Origin of the sequence: Aquamicrobium sp. LC103 (assembly GCF_001014615.2) — a bacterium.
Classification (GTDB): domain Bacteria; phylum Pseudomonadota; class Alphaproteobacteria; order Rhizobiales; family Rhizobiaceae; genus LBCQ02.
Genome location: NZ_LBCQ02000001.1, coordinates 339,828 through 360,208, shown reverse-complemented (window position 1 = coordinate 360,208; position 20,381 = coordinate 339,828). Strand labels below are relative to the sequence as shown.

Below are 20,381 nucleotides of genomic sequence, written 5' to 3'. Positions count from 1 at the left end.
CGCCGTCACCTCTGCACCGCGAAGAGGCCTTGCGGCCGCACCGCCAGGATCACCGCCATGACGATGTAGATGAGCATCGAGGCGAGCGCGGCGCCGACCGTCGTCGCCTGCGAGGCCGGCATGACGAGCGTGAAGAGTTGAGGCAGCAGGAAGCGGCCCATCGTGTCGACGACGCCGACGATGACGGCGCCCACCAGCGCGCCCTTGATCGAGCCGATGCCGCCGATGACGATGACGACGAAGGCGAGGATGAGCACCGGCTCGCCCATCCCGACCTGCACCGATTGAAGCGCGCCCACCAGCGCGCCGGCGAGCCCGGCAAGCGCGGCGCCCAGCGCGAAGACCACCGTGTAGAGCGTGCGGATGTCGACGCCGAGCGCGCCGATCATCTCGCGATCGGATTCGCCGGCGCGGATGCGCATGCCGAGCCGTGTCCGCGCGATCAGGAAATAGAGCCCGACCGCGACCGCGACGCCGACGCCGATGATGGCGAGCCGGTAGAGCTGGTAGCGCGAGCCGCCCGGCAGCGGCACCGAGCCCTGCAGCAGCGGCGGAATGTCGAGATAGAGCGGGAAGGAGCCGAAGATCCAGCGCGTGCCTTCCGAGAAGATGAGGATCAGCGCGAAGGTCGCCAGCACCTGGTCGAGATGGTCGCGCTCGTAGAGCCGCCGGATGACGAGGATTTCCACGATGGCGCCCGCCGCGGCCGCCGCGGCGAGGCTCGCCGCGAGGCCGAGCCAGAAGGAGCCGGTCGCCGCCGCCACGGCGGCGCAGGCGAATGCGCCGACCATGTAGAGCGAGCCGTGGGCGAGATTGATCAGGCCCATGACGCCGAAGATGAGCGTCAGCCCGGCCGCCATCAGGAACAGCATGACGCCGAGCTGAAGGCCGTTGAGCAACTGTTCTATGAAGAGGGCGGTTTGCAAGGGTGGTTCCGGACTCCGTTGGCCGCCGCACGAGCGGCGGCGAAATTCGATTGGATGCCCCCTTCACCACGCTTCGCGTGGTCCTTTTCCCCGTGGACGGGGAAGACCCGGCCTTGAGGTCTTCCGTGACCTTTGGACCCTCCCCTGCGAAGCGGGGAGGGGGACCGCCGAAGGCGGTGGAGGGGGTATCGCCTACTGCATCGCGCACTGCTCCGCATAGGCGTCGCCGTGATCGGTGAAGGCGGTGGCGATGATCTTGTTGGAGAGCACGTCGCCTTCCTTGATCACCTCGCGGACATAGACGTCCTGGATCGGGTGGTTGTTGGTGTTGAACTTGAACTTGCCGCGAACTGACGCGAAATCCGCCTCCTTGAGCGCGGCGCGGAAGGCGTCCTTGTCGGTGACGCTCGCCTTGGCGGCTGCCGACAGGATCAGGTTGGCGGCATCAAAGGCCTGCACGGCGTAGATCGAGGGCAGGCGGTTGTACTCGGCCTGGAAGGCTTCCACGAACTTCTTGTTGGCCTCGTTGTCGAGGTCCTTCGACCAGGTCGCCGAGTTCTTCGCGCCGACCGCCGCGTCGCCGATCGCCGGCAGCACGTCCTGGCTGAAGGAGAAGCCCGGGCCCATCACCGGAAGGTCGACGCCCGACTGGGCGTATTGCTTCATGAAGGCGATGCCCATGCCGCCGGGCAGGAAGAAGAACACGGAATCCGCGCCGGAAGAGCGGATCTGCGCGATCTCGGCCGCGTAGTCGGTCTGGCCGACCTGCGTGTAGACCTCGCCGGCGAGCTCGCCCTTGTAGTAGCGCTTGAAGCCGTTCAGCGAATCCGTGCCGGCCGGGTAGTTCGGCGCCAGGATGAAGGTCTTCTTGTAGTCCTGGTTGGCGTACTGGCCCATCGCCTCGTGGAAATTGTCGTTCTGGTAGGCGGCATTGAAATAGTTCTGGTGGCAGCCGGCGCCGGCAAGTGCCGAGGGGCCGGCATTGGTCGAGACGTAGAACTTGTCCTGCGCCACCGCGCTCGGCACCACCGCCATCGCCAGGTTCGACCAGACGATGCCGGTCAGGATGTCGACCTGGTCGCTCTGGATCATCTTGTCGGCGATCTGCACCGCGAGTTCGGGCTTCTGCCCGTCGTCCTCGGTGACGACCTCGACCTCCGGATTGTTCGCCTGCTTGATGGCGAGCATGAAGCCGTCGCGCGTGTCGATGCCGAGCCCCGCGCCGCCGCCGGAAAGGGTGGTGATCACCCCGATCTTGAGCGGGTCTGCGAAGGCCATGCCCGACACGCCCATGGAAAGGCCGACAAGGCCCGCTGCAATCAGTTTCCTCATTTTCAAGCTCCCGTTTGTTTTGAACCGGTTCCCACGATTAATGCGTCTTGGTTGATTTGCCAGCAGGCTTCAGCCTTTTTCTTGTTGGACCCGAAGGGTCAGAGCTGCGTCCGCACTTTCCAGAGCTCCGGAAAGAGCTCCACCTCCAGCATGCGGCGCAAATATGAGACGCCGGCGGTGCCGCCGGTGCCGCGTTTCAGGCCGATGATGCGCTCCACCGTGGTGACGTGGTTGAAGCGCCAGCGGCGGAAATAATCCTCGAAATCGACGAGCTTTTCGGCGAGCTCGTAGAGCGCCCAGTGCGTCTCCGGCTCGGCATAGACGATCTTCCACGCGGCCATCACCGCGTCGCTCGGCGGCCGTGTGGCGCGGAAGTCGTCGCGCCCCGCTTCGTCGCCGACGTCGAAACCCTTGCGTGCCAGAAGCGCGATCGCCTCGTCGTAGAGGCTAGGGCGGGCAAGGATCGCCTCCAGCCGCTCGATGGTCTCCGGCGCATGCGCGTGCGGCTTCAGCATCGCCGCGTTGCGGTTGCCGGCGAGGAACTCGATCGCGCGATACTGCCAGGACTGGAAGCCGGAGGATTGGCCGAGCGCGCCGCGGAAGCGCGTATATTCCGACGGCGTCATGGTGCGCAGCACGTCCCATGCGCTGTTGAGCTGCTCGAAGATGCGCGCCACGCGCGTCAGCATCTTGAAGGCCGGCTGCAGATTGTCGCTCCTGATCTCGGACATCGCCGCGCCGATCTCGTGGATGGCGAGCTTCATCCACAGCTCCGACGTCTGATGCTGGATGATGAAGAGCAACTCGTCCGGCGAGGCCGACAGCGGCGACTGCGCGTCGAGTATCCTTTCCAGATGCAGATAGTCGGCATAGGACATCCGCTCGCGGAAATCGGTCACCGCGCCGTCGGCATCGCGATCGTCGGGGGCGGTCATGTGACCTTGCTCCGCGTCTTGAACTCCGGCCGGTCCCACGAGCCTTCGCGCAGGATCCTCTCAAGAATGCTCGCCGCCGCGATCACGTCGTCGTGCCCGATATAAAGCGGCGTAAAGCCGAAGCGCATCGCGTCGGGCGCGCGGAAGTCGCCGATCACGCCGCCGGCGATCAGCGCTTGCATGATCGCATAGCCCTCGGGGTGCAGGAACGAGACCTGGCTGCCGCGCCGTTCGGGCTCGCGCGGGCTGGCGAACGCGAGTTCCGGGCAGCGCCTTTCCACCTCCGCGATGAAGAGCTCGGACAGTTCGATCGACGCCCGGCGGATGTCGGCCATGTCGACGCCCTCCCATGTGTCCAGCGCGGCATCGAGCGCGGCGAGCGCGATGATCGGCGGCGTGCCGACGCGCATCCGGTCGATCCCGGCGCCGGGCCGGTAGTCGGGGTCGAAGGCGAAGGGCGCCTCGTGCCCGAGCCAGCCGGAAAGGGCGGGCCGCACGGAGCCCGCCAGTTCCGGCGCGACATGGATGAAGGCCGGCGCTCCGGGGCCTCCGTTGAGATACTTATATGTGCAGCCGACCGCGAAATCGGCCCCCGCCGCCGTCACGTCCACCGGCAGCGCGCCGGCGGAATGGGCGAGATCCCAGATGGTGAGCGCGCCGGCGGCATGCGCCCTCCTGGTCAGGCGCTTCATGTCGTGCAGGCGGCCGGTGCGGTAGTCCACCTCGGTGAGCAGGGTGACGGCGACGTTCTCGTCGATCGCGTCCTCCACCTCTTCCGGCGCCACGACCTTCAATCGATGGCCGCGGCCGAGCGAGGCGATAAGCCCTTGCGCCATGTAGAGGTCGGTCGGAAAGTTGCCGCTGTCGGAAAGCACCACCTTGCGCTCCGGCCGCAGCTCCAGCGCCGAGGCGAGCGCCTGGTAGACCTTGATGGAGAGCGTGTCGCCCATGACCACCGTGCCTTCCGGCGCGCCGATCAGCCGGCCGATCCGGTCGCCGACCCTGCGCGGCATCTCCATCCAGCCGGCGGTGTTCCAGCCGCGGATCAGCAGCCCGCCCCATTCTTCCGTCATCATCCGCGCAACGCGATCGGCGGCGTCCCTCGGCAGTGGCCCGAGCGAGTTGCCGTCGAGATAGACGACGCCTTCCGGCAGGTCGAATTTCGCCCGCGTGGCGCGGAAGATATCGTGCAGCGTCATGCGTTCGCCTCTTCGCGCAGCCGGAAGCGCTGTATCTTGCCGGTCTGGGTCTTGGGTAGCGCGGATACGAATTTCACGGATCGCGGATATTTGTAAGGGGCAATCGTCGCCTTCACATGCTCCTGGAGGAAGCGCACCGTCGCATCGTTTGCGGCGACGCCCTCCACCAGCACCACATAGGCCTCGACGATCTGGCCGCGGATCTCGTCGGCCGCCCCGATCACCGCGCATTCGAGCACATGCTCATGCGCGAGAAGGGCTGCCTCCACCTCCGGCCCGGCGATGTTGTAGCCGGCCGACACGATCATGTCGTCGGAGCGGGCGGCGAAGTGAAAATGCCCTTCCTCGTCCTGGACGAAGCTGTCGCCGGTGAGGTTCCAGCCGTCCCGGACATAGCCGCGCTGGCGCTCGTCGGCGAGATAGCGGCAGCCGGTCGGACCGCGCACGGCGAGCCTGCCGATCGTGCCGCGCGGCACTTCGTTCATGTCCTCGTCGACGATGCGCGCCTCGTAGCCGGTCACCGGCTTGCCGGTCGAACCCGCCGCCATGTCGTCGAGCCGGTTGGAGATGAAGATGTGCAGCATCTCGGTGGCGCCGATCCCGTCGAGGATCGGCTTGCCGGTCTTTTTCGTCCACTCCTCGAAGACCGGTGCCGGCAGCGTCTCGCCGGCCGAGACGGCGATGCGCAGCGAGGACAGGTCGGCGCCCTTGTCCATCGCCTTCAGCATGGCGCGGTAGGCGGTCGGCGCGGTGAACGAGATCGTCGCCTTGTAGGTCTCGATGATCTCGATCATGTTGGGCGGCGTGGCGCTTTCGAGCAGCGTCGCGGCCGCGCCGAAGCGCAGTGGGAAGACCGCGAGCCCGCCCAGCCCGAAGGTGAAGGCGAGCGGCGGCGAGCCGACGAATATGTCCTCGGGCGTGACGCCGAGCACCTCCTTCGCATAGCCGTCGGCGATGATCAGTATGTCGCGGTGGAAATGCATCGTCGCCTTCGGCACGCCGGTCGTGCCCGAGGTGAAGCCGAGCAGCGCGACGTCGTCGCGGCCGGTCCGCACCGCCTCGAACTTGACCGGCTTGTCGAGCGCGGCGCGGTCGAGCTCGGCGTCGTGGTTCGCCGTGCCGTCGAAGCCCACCACCTGCTTCAGGAAGCGGCTTTCCTTGGCACAGGCGACCAGCTCGTCCTTGATGCGCGTGTCGCAGAGCGCGATTCCGACCTCCGCCTTGTCGACGATCTTGGCGAGCTCGCCGGAGCGCAGCATCGGCATGGTGTTGACCACCACCGCGCCGGCCTTCGTCGCCGCCAGCCAGCAGGCCACCATCGCCGGATTGTTGGCCGAGCGTATCAGCACGCGGTTGCCTGGCTTGACGCCGTAGTTTTCCACCAGCGCGCGGGCGAGGCGGTTGGTCCAGTCGGTCAGCTCCTTGTAGGTGCGGCGGCGGCCGTTGCCGATCAGCGCGGTGTGGTCGCCGAAGCCTTTTTCCACCATGTGGTCGGTGAGCTCCACCGCGGCGTTGAGATGTTCGGGATAGTCGAACCCCGCGAGCGGCAGTTCCGGCCATTGTCCGGAGGGCGGAAGATTGTCCCGCGTGAAGGTGTCGACATGGGCCGAAGGTCCGAGGGTCATGATGCCTCTCCCGCGAGGCACCCCTTACCCCTCCCCACAAGGGGGAGGGGAGGCACGAGCGCCGCGCCGACACTCTTCAGCAAAGCGAGACGTTCAAGCTCTCCTCCCCCTCGTGGGGAGGGGTAACGGGTGGGGGTAAATGTGTCAGGCACGATTCCTGAATAAGTCATAAGCCGGCTCCCATTGTCTGCCGCGCGATCACCACCTTCTGGACGTCTGACGCGCCCTCGTAGATGCGCAACGCGCGGATTTCCCGATAAAGGCTCTCGACGATGTGCCCCTTTCTCACGCCGTCGCCGCCATGAAGCTGCACCGCCTTGTCGATGACCGCCTGGGCGCGGTCGGTGGCATGGAGCTTGGCCATCGCCGCCTCGCGCGTCACGCGGGCGGCGCCCGAATCCTTCGTCCATGCGGCGCGGTAGATCAGCAGCGCGGCCGCGTCGACGTCGAGCGCCATGTCCGCGACATGGCCCTGCACCATCTGCATGTCGAAGAGCGGCGCGCCGAAGAGCTCGCGCGAGGCGACGCGCGCCACCGTTTCGTCGAGCGCGCGCCGGGCGAAGCCGAGCGCCGCCGCGCCGACGGTGGAGCGGAACACGTCGAGCACCGACATCGCGATCCTGAAGCCTTCGCCCGGCCCGCCGATCATCGCCGAAGCCGGAACGCGGACCTTGTCGAAGGAAAGCCGCGCCAGCGGATGCGGCGCGATCACTTCCAGCCGCTCCGCGATGCTCAGGCCGGGCGTATCGGCCGGCACGAGGAAGGCCGAGATGCCCTTGGCGCCCGGCGCCTCGCCTGTGCGGGCGAAGACGCAGTAGAGGTCGGCGATGCCGCCGTTGGAAATCCAGGTCTTCTCGCCGGAAAGGACGTAGCCGCCGCCGTCGCGCGTCGCGGTCATCTCCATGTTCGCCACGTCGGAGCCCGAGCGCGGCTCGGAAAGCGCGAAGGCGGATATCGCCTTGCCGGCGCGGGTTTTCGCCAGCCATTGCCGCTGCTCGCCGGTGCCGAACAGGCTGATCGCGCCGGTGCCGAGTCCCTGCATGGCGAAGGCGAAATCGGCGAGCCCGTCATGGCGCGCCAGCGTCTCGCGGGTGATGCAGAGCGTGCGCACGTCGAGCGGCCGCGGGTTTTCGGGATCGACCGCGGTCGGCATCAGCCAACCGGCCTCGCCCAGCCCGGCGACGAGCGCGCGGCAGGCGGCGTCGATGTCGGAATGGTCAACCGGAAGATTTTCGCGGCACCACGTCTCCAGCCTCCCGGCATGTTCGCGGTGGCGCTCCTCCAGGAACGGCCAGTTGAGGAAAGAGCGGTCAGGCATGGCGGGCTCCTCTGGCCGATGCCCCCTCCGGCCGGAACGCGGGTTCCTCCTCTGCGAAGCGGGGGGTCCGAAGGACGGGCGAGACAAGCGGCTCGCCCCGGCAAGGGACCGCCGAAGGCGGTGGAGGGGGCGTTCGTCCGACCGCCATCCTCAATCCCCCTCGAACTTCGGCTTTTCCTTCGCCACGAAGGCGCGGTAGGCTCGCTCGAAATCGACCGTCTGCATGCAGATCGCCTGCGCCTGCGCCTCCGCCTCGATCGCCTGTTCGAGGCCCATCGACCATTCCTGGTTGAGCTGGGTCTTGGTGATGCCGTGCGCGAAGGTCGGCCCGGCGGCGAGCTGCCGGGCGAGCTTCAGCGCTTCCGTTTCCAGTTCCGCGGCGGCGACGAGCCGGTTGTAGTAGCCCCAGCGCTCGCCTTCCTCGGCGCTCATCGAGCGGCCGGTGTAGAGCAGCTCCGCGGCGCGGCCCTGGCCGATGATTCTCGGCAGCATCGCGCAGGCGCCCATGTCGCAGCCGGCGAGTCCGACGCGCGTGAAGAGGAAGGCGGTCTTCGCCTGCGGCGTGGCCAGCCGGATGTCGGAGGCCATGGTGATGATTGCGCCCGCGCCCACCGCCACGCCGTCGACGGCCGAGATGATCGGCTTGCCGCAGCCGAGCATCGCCTTGACGAAGTCGCCGGTCATGCGCGTGAAGGCGAGCAGCCCCTTCATGTCCATGTCGACCAGCGGGCCGATGATGTCGTGGACGTCGCCGCCCGAGCAGAAATTCCCGCCATTGGGCAGAAAGACGACGACGTCGATGTCGTCGGCATAGACGAGGTCGCGGAAGGTGTCGCGCAGCTCGGCATAGCTCTCGAAGGTGAGCGGGTTCTTCCGTTCCGGACGGTCGAGCCGGACGGTCGCGACGCGGTCCTCGACCCGCCAGAGGAAATGCTTCGGCTTCAGCCCGGCCATTTTCGTCAATGCTCGCCCTCCCAGTTGCTGCGGAACGATTTCAGCATGGTGGAGAGTTGCCGCGCGTCCGCCTCGCTGACCTCGCCCAGGAAATTCGATATCCAGCCCTCATGCGCTGCCGCCATGGCGCGGAAGGTGCCGGTGCCCGCCTCCGTCAGCCGCACGATCGAGGTGCGCCGGTCGCCCTCGCGGTTGGAGCGCACCACGAAGCCGTCCGCCACCAGCCGGTCGACGATGCCGGTCACATTGCCGTTGGAGACCAGCAGGAAGCGCGACAGGTCGCTCATCAGCATCCCGTCGGGCTGGCGATGCAGCGCCGCCATCACGTCGAAGCGCGGCAGCGTGGTGTTGAATTCGCTCTTCAGCCGCTCGCGCAGCTCGCCCTCTATGATGCGTGCCGCCCGCAACAGCCTGATCCACAGCCGCAGCCGCTCCTTGTTGGAGGCGGGTGCCTCCAGCGTGTCCAGCGGCGCGCTCACCATGTCTCGCCTCCCGAAACGGAAATTGCCTGGCCGGTGATCGAGGAAGCGCCGTCGCTGCACAGCCACAGCACGGCCAAGGCGACTTCCTCGGGGCGGATGAAGCGGCCTTGCGGGTTCGAAACGACCAGCGACTGCCGCGCCTCGGCCTCGGTGCGGCCGGTTTTCTCCATGATGCGGCGGATCGACTCCTCCAGCATTTCCGTCTCCACGAAATTCGGACAGACCGCGTTGACCGTGATGCCCGACTTGACCAGCTCGACGGAGAGCGCGCGCATCAGCCCGATCACCCCGTGCTTGGAAGCGACATAGGGCGCGACGTAGCCGTAGCCCTTCAGCCCCGCCACCGAGGCGACGAAGATGATGCGGCCCGAGCCGCGCTTCGTCATGCCGGCAAGCGCCGGCCGTACCGTGAGAAATGCGCCGGTCAGGTTCACGTCCAGCGTCTGCTTCCACTCGTCGAGCGTGGTCCGGGCCGCCGGCGCGCTGCCGGCGGTTCCCGCATTGGCGATGACGATCTCGAACGGCCCGCGCGCCGCTTCCGCCTTCTCGTGGAGCGCGGCCATGGAGGCTTCGTCGGTCACGTCGGCGGTCTCGGCATGGATGTTGGCATGGCCGTCCGCGACCGCCGCGAGGGCGTCGGCCCTGCGGCCGCAGATCGTCACGGCGATGCCTGCCTCCGCCAGCGCGACCGCGATCGCCCGACCGACGCCCGACCCGCCGCCCGTCACCAATGCGTGGGGGAGCCGGGTCATGGGTGAAGCTCCAAAACCCCGTTGTTCCCCCTGAGGCGAAGACCGCTCGCGAAGCCGCCGGCCAAGGCGGGGTTTCTGTACGCCCCCTCCACCATGCCTCGCATGGTCCCCTGCCGGGGCGAGACAAGCGGCTCGCCCCGGCAAGGGACCGCCGAAGGCGGTGGAGGGGGCGGGCACAATGCCGACCTGTTCAGCGGAGCGGAAAATGTACTCGTCATCACACCTTCCCCGTCATCTGCTCGGCTCGCTCGGCGAGGCGGTAGAGCTGGTCGCGGCCCGGCAGGTAGGGATCCGGCCATTTGACGCCGCGGTCGCCGAGCCCGGCCGCCGCGTGCAGCGTCCAGTAGGGGTCGGCGAGGTGCGGGCGCGCCAGGCAGACGAGATCGGCGCGGCCGGCCATCAGGATCGAGTTGACGTGATCCGGCTCGAAGATATTGCCGACCGCCATCGTCGCCATGCCGGTCTCGTTTCGGATCCGGTCCGAAAAGGGGGTCTGGAACATGCGGCCATAGACGGGCTGAGCGCGCTTCGAGGTCTGGCCGGCCGAGACGTCGCAGATGTCGGCGCCCGCTTCCTGCAGCATCCGCGCGATCCTCACCGCTTCGGCCGGCGTCACGCCCTCGTCGCCGACCCAGTCATTGGCCGAGATGCGCACCGAGATCGGCTTCGCCTCCGGCCAGACGGCACGGACGGCATGGAAGACCTCGAGTGGGTAACGCATCCGGTTTTCCAGCGCCCCGCCATATTCGTCCTCGCGCCTGTTGGTCAGCGGCGAGATGAAGGACGACAGCAGATAGCCGTGCGCCATGTGCAGCTCGATCATGTCGAAGCCGCAGCGCTCCGCCATCCGGGCGGCGGCGACGAACTGGTCGCGCACCATGTCCATGTCGGCACGGTTCATCGCCTTGGGCGTCTGGTTCCGGGCCGACCAGGGCACGGCGGAGGCGGCGAGCAGCGGCCAGTTGCCGTCCGTCAGCGGCGCGTCCATCTCCTCCCAGCCGAGCTGGGTCGAGCCCTTGGCGCCGGAATGGCCGATCTGGGCGCAGATGCTCGCTTCGGTCTCTGCATGGACGAAATCGACGATCCGCTTCCAGGCCGTCTCGTGCTCGGGCGCGTAGAAGCCGGGGCATCCCGGCGTGATGCGGCCTTCCGGCGACACGCAGGTCATCTCGATATGGACGAGGCCGGCGCCGCCCTTGGCGCGTTCGCAATAATGCGCGAAATGCCAGTCGGTCGGCGTTCCGTCCACCGCCTTGTACTGCGCCATCGGCGAGACGACGATGCGGTTCTTCAGTTCCAGCCCGCGCAGGCGGAAGGGCGCGAACATCGGCGCGCGGCCGGTATCGGCGGCCCCCGACTGGCGCTGGAACCACGCTTCCGCGCTGCCGAGCCAGTCGGCGTCGCGCAGGCGCAGATTCTCGTGGCTGATGCGCTGCGAGCGCGTCAGCAGCGAATAGTTGAACTGCACCGGGTCGAGATTGAGATAGCGTTCGACATCCTCGAACCATTCGAGCGAGTTGCGCGCCGCCGATTGCAGCTTCAGCACCTCGGTGCGCCGCGCGTCCTCGTATTTCTCGAAGGCGGCTCCAAGCGTCGGCTCGGAATGCAGGTAGTCGGCCATCGCGATCGCGCTTTCGAGCGCCAGCTTGGTGCCCGAGCCGATCGAGAAATGCGCGCTGGCGGCGGCGTCGCCCATCAGGGCGAGGTTCCGGTACGACCAGCGCTCGCACAGCACGCGCGGGAAGTTGATCCATGCCGAGCCGCGAATGTGGCTGGCGTTCGACATCAGCGGATTGCCGCCGAGATGCTTCTCGAAGATGCGCTCGCAGGTGGCGATCGATTCTTCCTTCGTCATCTCGCCGAAGCCGAACTTCTCCCAGGTTTCCTGGCTGCATTCGACGATGAAGGTCGCCGTGTTGGGATCGAACTGGTAGGCATGCGCCCAGACCCAGCCATGCTCGGTCTCTTCGAAGATGAAGGTGAAGGCGTCGTCGAATTTCTGGTTGGTGCCCAGCCACACGAACTTGCACTTGCGGACGTCTATGTCCGGCCGGAAATGCTCGGAGAAGGCGGCGCGGGCCCTGGAGTTCAGCCCGTCGGCGGCGATGACCAGGTCATGTTCGGCCATGTGGCGCTCGGGCGTGTCCACCTCCGCCTGGAAGACGAGGTTGACGCCGAGCTCCCGGGCGCGGTCCTGGAGGAGCATCAGCAGGCGCTTGCGCCCGATGCCGCAGAAGCCGTGGCCGGTCGAAAGCGTGCGCACGCTCTTGTGGATGACCGCGATGTCGTCCCAATAGGCGAAATGCTCGCGGATCGCCGCCGCGCTCTTCGGATCGTTGGCGGCCAGATTGTCGAGGGTCTCGTCGGAGAGCACCACGCCCCAGCCGAACGTGTCGTCGGCGCGGTTGCGCTCGAACACGGTGACGTCGTGCGCGCCGTCGCGCAGCTTCATCGAAATCGCAAAGTAGAGTCCGGCGGGCCCTCCGCCGAGCACTGCAACCTTCATCCGCGACGTTCCCCGTTCTTTTGTTGAAGGCAGGATTGCACCGAACGGAAATTACTTCAAGTATGAAATTTCAAGGTTGAAATAATTCGGCTGGACAGCCGGCCGGCAAACGCGCGATGAAAGGCCGGACGCCGGGAGCGACCGGGAAAGCTGGCGAAAATCACGACGAAACGGGGGGCATCGATGATCCGCCACGGCATAAGCGACTGGGACGATGCCTATGCCAACGGCGTCAATATTCCCGGCGGCGACCGCTGGCCGGCCGCATGGGTGGAGCCCGCCAAGGCGTTCCGCCAGAAGCTGCTGGCGGCGGAGCGCGCGCGACTCGACCTTCGCTATGGCGATGCGCCGCGCAACCGCCTCGATCTCTTCCTGCCGGAGGGAGCGCCGAAGGGGCTCGTGGTCTTCATTCACGGCGGTTTCTGGCTGAAGCTCGACAAGAGCTTCTGGTCGCACCTCGCCGCCGGCGCGCTGGCGCACGGCCATGCGGTGGCGATGCCGTCCTACACGCTCTGCCCGGAGGTCCGCATAGCCGGCATCGTCGGGGAGATCGGCGCCGCGGTCGTGCAGGCAGCAGGCATGGTCGACGGCCCCGTCCGCCTCGCCGGCCACTCGGCCGGCGGCCACCTCGCCACGCGCATGGTCTCGCGCACCTCGCCGCTGCCGGCGGACATTCGCGCGCGCGTCGTCAACACGGTCTCGATTTCCGGCCTGCACGATCTGCGCCCGCTGATGCGCACGGCGATGAACGAGGGCCTGCGGCTCGACGCGCAGGAAGCATATGCCGAAAGCCCGGCGCTGCTGGAACCCTTGCCGGGCGCCCGGCTCACCTGCTGGGTCGGCGCGGCCGAGCGTTCGGAATTCGTCCGCCAGAACGCGCTGCTCGCCAATATCTGGAAAGGGCTGGGCGCGGAGACGCTGGCGGTGGAGGAACCCGACCGGCATCATTTCAACGTCGTCGACGGTCTTGCCGATCCGGATCACCCGCTGACACGGACGCTGTTGACAGGGCAGGGACCCGTCATAGATTGAAAGTAGTGCGTCCTTCGAGGCTCGCTTCGCTCGCACCTCAGGATGAGGGGCGTCGTGCAATCGAACACACCGCATAGCGGGATCGAGAGCCAACCTCCCTCATCCTGAGGTGCGAGCGAAGCGAGCCTCGAAGGACGCACCGATAACAATGGAGCCACGTGAATGAGAGCCGTGTTCGTGCAACTGCAATGCTCGCCGGGAAAGACCTACGAGGTGGCGGACGAGCTGTTCGAGCGCGAAGTCGCCTCCGAGCTCTATTCGACGAGCGGCGAATATGATCTGCTGATGAAGGTCTATATCGAGGACGGCGTCGACATCGGCAAGTTCATCAACGAGAACGTCGCCAACGTTCCCGGCATCGTCCGCTCGCTGACCACGCTGACGTTCAAGGCGTTCTGAGGCCCCCGCGCCCGTGGTGGAAACGGGCTGGATCGCGGACGAGCGAATAGCGCCAACGCTACTGACAGAACCTGTCGGTGCGGCGTGCTATCGTCGTCGGGCAATCAGAGGGAATTCATCATGACGCTCAAAGGGAGCTGCCATTGCGGCGCGACCCGCTTCGAGATCGACTTCATGCCGAAGTCGGCAACCAGATGCACCTGCACCTTCTGCACGAAGCGTGGCGCGCTCTGGATCTATTGCGAACCCGGCCAGTTTCGGCTCGAGACGCCCATCGGGAACGCCAGGCGCTATTCGCCGACGACGCCCGAGAACAAGCACTATTTCTGCCCCGAATGTGGATGCACGACCTTCTCGGACAATCCCGATTACTCGATGTTCAAGGAAGGTGGCGACGAAAGCGCTTTCGATCCGGCGCGCCGGCACATTTCGGTCAATCTCTGGGCCCTCGATGACCTCGAGGCAACGTCCATTCCCGTTGAAGTGGTCGACGGCCGGAACCTCTGGTAGTTCCGAAATGTCAGCCGGCGCGTGAGCTGGCCCGGCCGTATTGCGCCGGTGCCATGCTCACATCCCGTCCAGCATCCGCCTCTGCCGGTGCATTTCGAGAAAGATGCGGTAGTCGCGGTCGAAGCGCTTTCGGGCATCCGGATCGGGCGTGCGCTCGCGTCCGCCCTGCCGCATGGCGAGAGAGGCTGCCGCGAGGCTCGGATGGAGCCCGGCGGCGGCCGCCGCGACCACGGCGGTGCCGAGCAGCATCGCGTCGTCGGCCTGCGGTTCCACCACGCGGCAGCCGGTGACGTCGGCATAGAGCTCCATCAGCAGCGGATTGCGCGTGTGGCCGCCGGTGACGTGCAGCGTGTCGATGACGAAACCGCCCTCGTTGAGCGTTTCGAGAATGTGGCGCAGCCCGAGCGCGATGGCGACGCAGCTTCGCCAGTAGAGCCGGCAGAGGCTGTCGAACGACGCGTCGAGGGTGAGGCCCGAGATCACGCCCAGCGCGTGCGGATCGGCGAGCGGCGAGCGGTTGCCGTGGAAGTCCGGCAGCACGTGGAGGCGCCCGGCGAGATCGTAGCCCTCGACGGCGCGCAACTCCGCGATCCGCTCGCAGATGCGCCGGTGCATGGCGGCGTTCGGCTCGCCGCCCGCGCCGTGCCAGCGGATCAGATGGTCGAGCAGGCCGCCGGTCGCCGATTGGCCGCCCTCCGACATCCAGCAATCGGGCAGCGTCACGCCGAAATAGGGGCCCCAGGCGCCGGTGAAGGTCTTCGGCGATTTCGACAGCGCCATCACGCAGCTCGACGTCCCCGCGATCAGCGCCATGTGGCGCTCGTGCCCATGATCGTTGCTGGCCAGGCTTCCGAGCACGCCGAGCGCCCCGGCATAGGCGTCGATCAATCCCGCGCCCACGCGGCAAGACGTCGACAGCCCGAGCTCCTCGGCCGCCTGCGGCGTGAGGGCGCCGAGATCGCTGCCGACCGGGCTGGCGCGCTCCGGCAGGTCGCCGCGCTCGATCATGTCGGGAACGCCCATCGCGGCGAGGAAATCCTGCTGCCAGCCGGTTTCCCTGTGGGCGAGATAGGTCCATTTGCAGGTGAGCGTGCATTGCGAGCGCGCCGTCGATCCCGTGGCCTTCCAGGCGAGGAAATCCGACAGGTCGAAGAAATGGCCGGCCCGCGCCCAGCTTTCCGGCAGGCGGCGGCTGAGCCACATCAGCTTGGGCACCTGCATTTCCGGCGACATGACGCCGCCGGCATGGTCGAGCACCCCATGGCCGCTCGCCGTGCATTCGTCGGCCTCGGCGAGCGCACGATGGTCGAGCCAGGCGATCGTGTCCCACCGGTCCTCGCCGCCGGTGGAGGCGGAAAGCTGCCGCCCCTCGCGATCGCGCAGGACCAGCGAGCAGGTGGCGTCGAAGGCGATGCCGGCGACCTCGCCGGCGCCGATGCCGGCGACCTCGCCGGCGCCGATGCCGGATTGCGCCCGCGCCGATCGCACCGCCGCGCACACCGCGCGCCAGATATCCTCCGAATCGTGCTCGGCATGGTTCTCCCGGGGCCGGTTCATGGCGATCGGATGCTCGCCGCGGCCGAGCATCCTGCCGGTGGTGTCGAGAATGCCTGCGCGCGCGCTGCCGGTGCCGACGTCGACGGCGCAGACGAAGCTGCCGCTCACGGCGCCGTCGCTCCCGCGATCAGCGCGGGCAGGTCGCGCATGTCGTCGAAGACGAGGTCGGGTCCGAGTTCCGCGAAGGCGGCGATGAGGCCGCCCTGCGCCGCATGTGAGCCGCCGGCGAAGGCCAGCACCCGCATGCCGGCGCTCTTCGCCGCCATGATGCCGGCGGGACTGTCCTCGACGACGACGCAATCCCGGGGAGCAAAACCCATCTCGTGCGCGGCGTGCAGGAACAGGTCTGGCGCCGGCTTCCCGCGCGCCACCATGGTGGCGCTGAAGATATGCGGCTCGAACAGGTCGATGAGCCCCGTCACCTCGAGCGAGAGGCGGATGCGCTCTGGCTGGCTGGACGAGGCGACGCAGCGCGCGGCGGAAAGGGCCGCGACCGCTTCGCGGATGCCGGCGATCGGCTTCAGCTCCTCGCGGAACCGGTCGTAGAGCCGCTGCCGGCTGCCCTCTAAATCGTCGGGCGAGAAGACCAGGCCGAAATCCCTGGCCAGCAATTCGTTGATGGTCGCGATGCTGCGGCCCAGGAAGAGCCGGTAGGCGGTCTCCTCGTCGAGCCTGTGCCCGGCCGCCGCGATCACCTCGCACAGCACGGAAATCGCGATCGGCTCGCTGTCGACCAGCACGCCGTCGCAATCGAATATGACAAGCCCCGGACTGATTCCGGTGCGGCTGACGGTGGGTGCTCGCGAAATCTCCATAACCGGCTTTTAGCCTGTTACAAGGCTTCCCGAAACTCCGATCCTCCGATGAAATCCTCCCGGCTGGGCGGCCGGATCAGCAGAAGGAGGATTGCGCTCCGATGTTCCGCGCGACGCGCTCCAGAACCCGGGCCGCGACCATGACGTCTTCCTCCGGAATGCCTTCCAGGATCTGATCGCGAAGGTCGTCGGCATATTCGAGTATGGCGTCGGTTTCGCTGCGCGCTGCTTCCGTCAGGAAGATTCCCTTGGCGCGGCGGTCCCGTTCGACCATGCGCCTCGTGACGAAGCCTTTCTTTTCAAGACCATCGATCAATCCGACCATCGACGGCTGTTCGACCTCAAGCGCGCAGGCGAGTTCGGATTGGGTCACCCCTTCCTCCCGCGCCAGATGCAGAAGTACCTTGGCTCGCGCCAATGTGAGACCATGTTGCTTGACACGCGCATCGAACAGCGTGCGCATTTTCCGGTTCACCTTAACGAGCTGATCTACGAAGTTTATTCTCGCTGAAAGAGCGTCCATGTGGGGGCATCATGTGGTTAGACGACATAGTTAGGTTGCTATATAGGATGGTAACGAACAATTTACCGCCGGCACATTGTCATCACCGGGATCAATAAGCAACTCCTTAGAATTCACGCATGGAAGCGACGCGCGACACTTGCGGTGCCGCACGGTCGTCGATGCATGTCTTCGGACATGAATCACACGTCCGAATGAACGCGCTTTCTCTTTGTAAAGTTTGACTTTTTCTACAGCTCGCCGGCGATGTACCTCTCGAGTACGGCGCGCGCGCCGATTTCCCATATGGACTTGAGGTTTCGCGAAAAAACCGCGGAATATACTTCCGATCTGCCTGTGTCGCCGAAAATATCCGCCATCGACAGGAAGGCGCCCGGATTTTCGCGCGCCCGCAACGCGGCCTCCTTCAGCCGGGCAGCACTGGCATCGTTCGGGGGAATTTCGCGGCCGCTGTCGCTCGTGCCGGCGCAATAGCGGCACCACAGCGCCGAGACGAGCGAGAGCCCGGTCACGTCCGCGCCGGCCTTCAGCCGGTCGGCGGCGGTCGGCAGGATGAATTTCGGCTGGCGGTTCGACCCGTCCTGGCAGAGGCGGGCAATGGTGTCGCCGATCTTCGGATTGGAGAAGCGGCGCTCGATGAGCCGGAAATAGTCGTCGAGGTCGACGCCCGGAACCGGCGGCACCACGGGAATGATCTCCTCGCGCTCCAGCTTCGCCAGGAAGCCCCTGATCAGCGGCTCCTCCATCGCCTCGTGGACGAAATGGATGTCCATCAGCGCCGCGGGATAGGCGATCGCCGCATGCCCGCCATTGAGGATGCGGATCTTCATCAGCTCGTAGGGGGCGACGTCCTCGACGAAGGTGACGCCCGCCTTCTCCAGCGCCGGGCGCCCGGTGGGGAAATGGTCCTCCAGCACCCATTGCCGGAACGGCTCGCAGAAGACCGGCCAATCGTCCTCGACGCCGTAGCGTTCGGAGAGAATGGCGCGCTCCCGCTCGGTGGTGGCCGGCGTGATGCGGTCCACCATGGAATTGGGAAAGGCGACCTCGTCGCGCACCCATTTCGCAAGCTCGGCGTCGAACAGCCCGGCCAGCCCTACCACCGCGTCGCGGGTGACGTGGCCGTTGCCCGGAATGTTGTCGCAGGACATCACCGTGAAGGGCGCGATGCCGGCCTGCCTGCGGCGCATCAGCCCGGCGAGGACGAGGCCGAAGACGGTGCCGGGGGTCGCCATGTCGGCGGCGTCGCGCGCCATGTCGGGATGGGCAGGATCGAACCTGCCCGAGGCGGGATCGATGAAATAGCCGCCCTCGGTGATGGTCAGCGAGACGATGCGGATCGAGGGATCCGCCAGTGCCGCGACGATCGCCCGCCGGTCCGCCGGATCGACATAGCCGATCATCGCGCCGGTGACGCGGGCTTCCATATGGCCGCTGTCCTGCTCGACGACCGTCGTCAGCCAGTCCTGCGCGGCGAGCTTTTCGCGCCCCGCCGCGTCCGAGGGCAGCACGCCGGCGCCGACGATCGCCCAGTCGCGGTCGAGCCCGGCCTCGAAGAGTTCGTCCAGATAGACCGCCTGATGCGCGCGATGGAAATTGCCGATGCCGAAATGCACGATGCCGGGCGTGAGGGCGGAGCGATCGTAGGAAGGGCGGGCGACGCGGCCGGGAAGATCGGCCAGGTTCTTCAGCGACAGTTTCACTTATAAGTTTCCATTTCAGCTCATCCAGTTGCCGCCGTCGACATTGTAGGTCTGGGCGACGATGTAGTCGGCTTCCGAAGTGGCGAGGAAGACCGCCATGCCGGTCAGGTCCTCGGCGCGGCCCATGCGGCCGTAGGGCACCTCCGCGCCGACCAGCCGCTTCTTCTCGCCGATCGGCCGGTTCTCATGTTTCGCGAACAGGGCGTCGACGCCGTCCCAGTGCTCGCCGTCGACCACGCCGGGCGCGATCGCGTTGACGTTGATGCCGTGCCCGATGAGGTTCAGTCCCGCCGATTGGGTGAGGCTGATGACGGCGGCCTTGGTCGCGCAGTAGATCGCCACCAGCGGCTCGCCGCGGCGGCCGGCCTGGCTCGCCATGTTGATGATCTTGCCGCCCCTGCCGCGCTCGATCATCGAGCGCGCCGCCGCCTGCATCGTGAACAGCGTGCCGGCGACGTTGATCGAAAAGAGCCTGTCGTAGCTCTCGCGCGTGATCTCGACGATCGGCGCGAGATCGAACAGGGCGGCATTGTTGACGAGAATGTCGATGCCGCCGGTCTTCTCCTCCACCGCGCGGATCGCCGCGTCGATCGAGGCCTGGTCGGTGACGTCGAGATGGACCGCGTAGGCGGCCTCGCCGATCTCGCCGGCCGTCTTCCTCGCCGCCTCGAAATTGATGTCGCCGATCGCGACCGTCGCTCCCTCCCGCACATAGGCTTCCGCGAAAGCGCGCCCTATCCCGCGCGCGGCGCCAGTAATCAAAGCGGATTTGCCCGCAAGCCGGTTCATTCAGAAGGCCTTTCCATTGGCGTCGAATTTGTGGAGGCGGTCCGGATCCGGGGTCAGGTGGACGGTCGCGCCGTGGTCGAGCACGATCTCGCCGTCGGCGCGCGCGGTGAGCTGGCCGACCCCGTCGACATGGACGTGCAGGAAAGTGTCGGAGCCGAGATGCTCGGCGACGCCGACCGTGCCTTTCCAGCGCCCTTCGGTCGTCGAGAGCTTCAGATGCTCGGGCCGCACGCCGATCGTTCTGGCGCCGAGCTTCTCGGCCTCCGCGCCCTCGATGAGGTTCATGCGCGGCGAGCCGATGAAGCCGGCGACGAACAGGTTCCGCGGGTTGCGGTAGAGCTCCAGCGGCGAGCCTACCTGCTCGATATTGCCGGCGTTCAGCACGACGATCTTGTCGGCCATCGTCATCGCCTCGATCTGGTCGTGGGTGACGTAGATCATCGTCGTCTTGAGCTGGTGGTGGAGTTCGCTGATCTCGAGGCGCATGTTGCCGCGCAGGGCGGCGTCGAGATTGGAAAGCGGCTCGTCGAACAGGAACGCCTTGGGCTGGCGCACGATGGCGCGGCCGATCGCGACGCGCTGGCGCTGGCCGCCCGAGAGTTGTCCCGGCCGGCGGTCGAGATAGCCGGTGAGGTTGAGCGTGCCGGCGGCCGCCCGCACCTTGCGGTCGATCGCCGCCTTGTCCTCGCCTGCCATCTTCAGCGGGAAGGCGATGTTGTTGTAGACGCTCATATGCGGGTAGAGCGCGTAGGACTGGAACACCATCGCAAGCCCGCGCCTGGCCGGCGGCGCGCCTGTGACGTCCCTGCCGTCGATGCTGATCGTGCCGCCGCTCGCATCCTCGAGCCCCGCGATCAGCCGCAGCAGCGTCGACTTTCCGCAGCCGGACGGACCGACGAAGACGACGAACTCGCCGTCCTCGATCTCCAGGTCGATCTCGGGAATGACGGCGGTCGTGCCGAAGGATTTGGAGACCTTGTTGAGCCTGATGCTTCCCATTTTTATTCTCCGGGCGAGTTCTGTT

19 protein-coding genes are annotated in these 20,381 nt (G+C 66.7%); 3 read left to right on the top strand and 16 right to left on the bottom strand.

The window, feature by feature from the left end:
- Nucleotides 1–5: 5 nt before the first annotated feature.
- From XW59_RS01755 to XW59_RS01710, 10 genes are all read right to left on the bottom strand, one after another.
- A complete protein-coding gene (locus XW59_RS01755) occupies nt 6–926 on the bottom strand; it encodes a branched-chain amino acid ABC transporter permease (RefSeq protein ID WP_047145386.1) in 921 nt (306 codons plus the stop codon).
- Nucleotides 927–1,118: 192 nt separating this feature from the next.
- Nucleotides 1,119–2,258 carry an ABC transporter substrate-binding protein gene (locus XW59_RS01750; RefSeq protein ID WP_047145385.1) on the bottom strand — a complete coding sequence of 380 codons (1,140 nt, stop codon included), beginning with the start codon at nt 2,256–2,258 and terminating at the stop codon, nt 1,119–1,121.
- Nucleotides 2,259–2,356: 98 nt separating this feature from the next.
- Entirely contained in the window at nt 2,357–3,193 is an 837-nt protein-coding gene (gene kynA / locus XW59_RS01745; protein WP_047145384.1) for a tryptophan 2,3-dioxygenase, read from the bottom strand.
- The gene (gene kynU / locus XW59_RS01740; RefSeq protein ID WP_136068178.1) at nt 3,190–4,392 is read right to left on the bottom strand and encodes a kynureninase; all 1,203 of its coding nucleotides are present in this window, start codon (nt 4,390–4,392) and stop codon (nt 3,190–3,192) included. The genes kynA and kynU overlap by 4 nt, the downstream gene beginning before the upstream one ends.
- Complete coding sequence (locus XW59_RS01735) at nt 4,389–6,017, bottom strand: benzoate-CoA ligase family protein (protein WP_047145383.1); 1,629 nt, start codon at nt 6,015–6,017, stop codon at nt 4,389–4,391. The genes kynU and XW59_RS01735 overlap by 4 nt, the downstream gene beginning before the upstream one ends.
- Nucleotides 6,018–6,183: 166 nt before the next feature.
- Nucleotides 6,184–7,335 carry an acyl-CoA dehydrogenase family protein gene (locus XW59_RS01730; protein ID WP_047145382.1) on the bottom strand — a complete coding sequence of 384 codons (1,152 nt, stop codon included), beginning with the start codon at nt 7,333–7,335 and terminating at the stop codon, nt 6,184–6,186.
- A gap of 150 nt (nt 7,336–7,485) precedes the next feature.
- Entirely contained in the window at nt 7,486–8,298 is an 813-nt protein-coding gene (locus tag XW59_RS01725) for an enoyl-CoA hydratase family protein (RefSeq protein ID WP_047145381.1), read from the bottom strand.
- Nucleotides 8,295–8,771, bottom strand: a complete 477-nt coding sequence (locus XW59_RS01720) for a MarR family transcriptional regulator (RefSeq protein WP_047145380.1) — start codon at nt 8,769–8,771, stop codon at nt 8,295–8,297. Before XW59_RS01720 ends, XW59_RS01725 begins: the two co-directional genes overlap by 4 nt.
- Nucleotides 8,765–9,523 (bottom strand): SDR family NAD(P)-dependent oxidoreductase, encoded by a 759-nt coding sequence (locus tag XW59_RS01715; protein WP_047145379.1) that lies wholly within the window; start codon nt 9,521–9,523, stop codon nt 8,765–8,767. The genes XW59_RS01720 and XW59_RS01715 overlap by 7 nt, the downstream gene beginning before the upstream one ends.
- 217 nt (nt 9,524–9,740) lie before the next feature.
- Complete coding sequence (locus tag XW59_RS01710; RefSeq protein WP_047145378.1) at nt 9,741–12,029, bottom strand: bifunctional salicylyl-CoA 5-hydroxylase/oxidoreductase; 2,289 nt, start codon at nt 12,027–12,029, stop codon at nt 9,741–9,743.
- A 183-nt stretch (nt 12,030–12,212) separates the two neighbouring features.
- Between XW59_RS01710 and XW59_RS01705 the strand changes: the two genes are divergently transcribed.
- The 3 genes from XW59_RS01705 (at nt 12,213) to XW59_RS01695 (ending at nt 13,970) form a co-directional block, all read left to right on the top strand.
- Nucleotides 12,213–13,061: an alpha/beta hydrolase gene (locus XW59_RS01705; protein ID WP_047145377.1), complete on the top strand. Its 849-nt coding sequence runs from the start codon at nt 12,213–12,215 to the stop codon at nt 13,059–13,061.
- A 162-nt stretch (nt 13,062–13,223) separates the two neighbouring features.
- A complete protein-coding gene (locus XW59_RS01700; RefSeq protein WP_047145376.1) occupies nt 13,224–13,460 on the top strand; it encodes an Lrp/AsnC ligand binding domain-containing protein in 237 nt (78 codons plus the stop codon).
- 120 nt (nt 13,461–13,580) lie between these two features.
- Nucleotides 13,581–13,970 (top strand): GFA family protein, encoded by a 390-nt coding sequence (locus XW59_RS01695; RefSeq protein ID WP_047145375.1) that lies wholly within the window; start codon nt 13,581–13,583, stop codon nt 13,968–13,970.
- Between the two features lie 57 nt (nt 13,971–14,027).
- Here the strand turns inward: XW59_RS01695 and XW59_RS01690 are convergent, their stop codons facing one another.
- From XW59_RS01690 to XW59_RS01665, 6 genes are all read right to left on the bottom strand, one after another.
- Complete coding sequence (locus XW59_RS01690; RefSeq protein WP_047145374.1) at nt 14,028–15,635, bottom strand: FGGY-family carbohydrate kinase; 1,608 nt, start codon at nt 15,633–15,635, stop codon at nt 14,028–14,030.
- Nucleotides 15,632–16,342, bottom strand: a complete 711-nt coding sequence (locus XW59_RS01685) for an HAD family hydrolase (protein WP_047145373.1) — start codon at nt 16,340–16,342, stop codon at nt 15,632–15,634. The genes XW59_RS01690 and XW59_RS01685 overlap by 4 nt, the downstream gene beginning before the upstream one ends.
- 76 nt (nt 16,343–16,418) lie before the next feature.
- Nucleotides 16,419–16,805 carry a MarR family transcriptional regulator gene (locus XW59_RS01680; RefSeq protein ID WP_052958131.1) on the bottom strand — a complete coding sequence of 129 codons (387 nt, stop codon included), beginning with the start codon at nt 16,803–16,805 and terminating at the stop codon, nt 16,419–16,421.
- A 290-nt stretch (nt 16,806–17,095) separates the two neighbouring features.
- Complete coding sequence (locus XW59_RS01675) at nt 17,096–18,568, bottom strand: mannitol dehydrogenase family protein (RefSeq protein WP_047145371.1); 1,473 nt, start codon at nt 18,566–18,568, stop codon at nt 17,096–17,098.
- A gap of 15 nt (nt 18,569–18,583) precedes the next feature.
- Nucleotides 18,584–19,357, bottom strand: coding sequence for an L-iditol 2-dehydrogenase (locus tag XW59_RS01670; protein WP_047145370.1), 774 nt, complete (start codon nt 19,355–19,357; stop codon nt 18,584–18,586).
- Complete coding sequence (locus XW59_RS01665) at nt 19,358–20,356, bottom strand: ABC transporter ATP-binding protein (protein ID WP_047145369.1); 999 nt, start codon at nt 20,354–20,356, stop codon at nt 19,358–19,360.
- Nucleotides 20,357–20,381 lie beyond the last annotated feature (25 nt).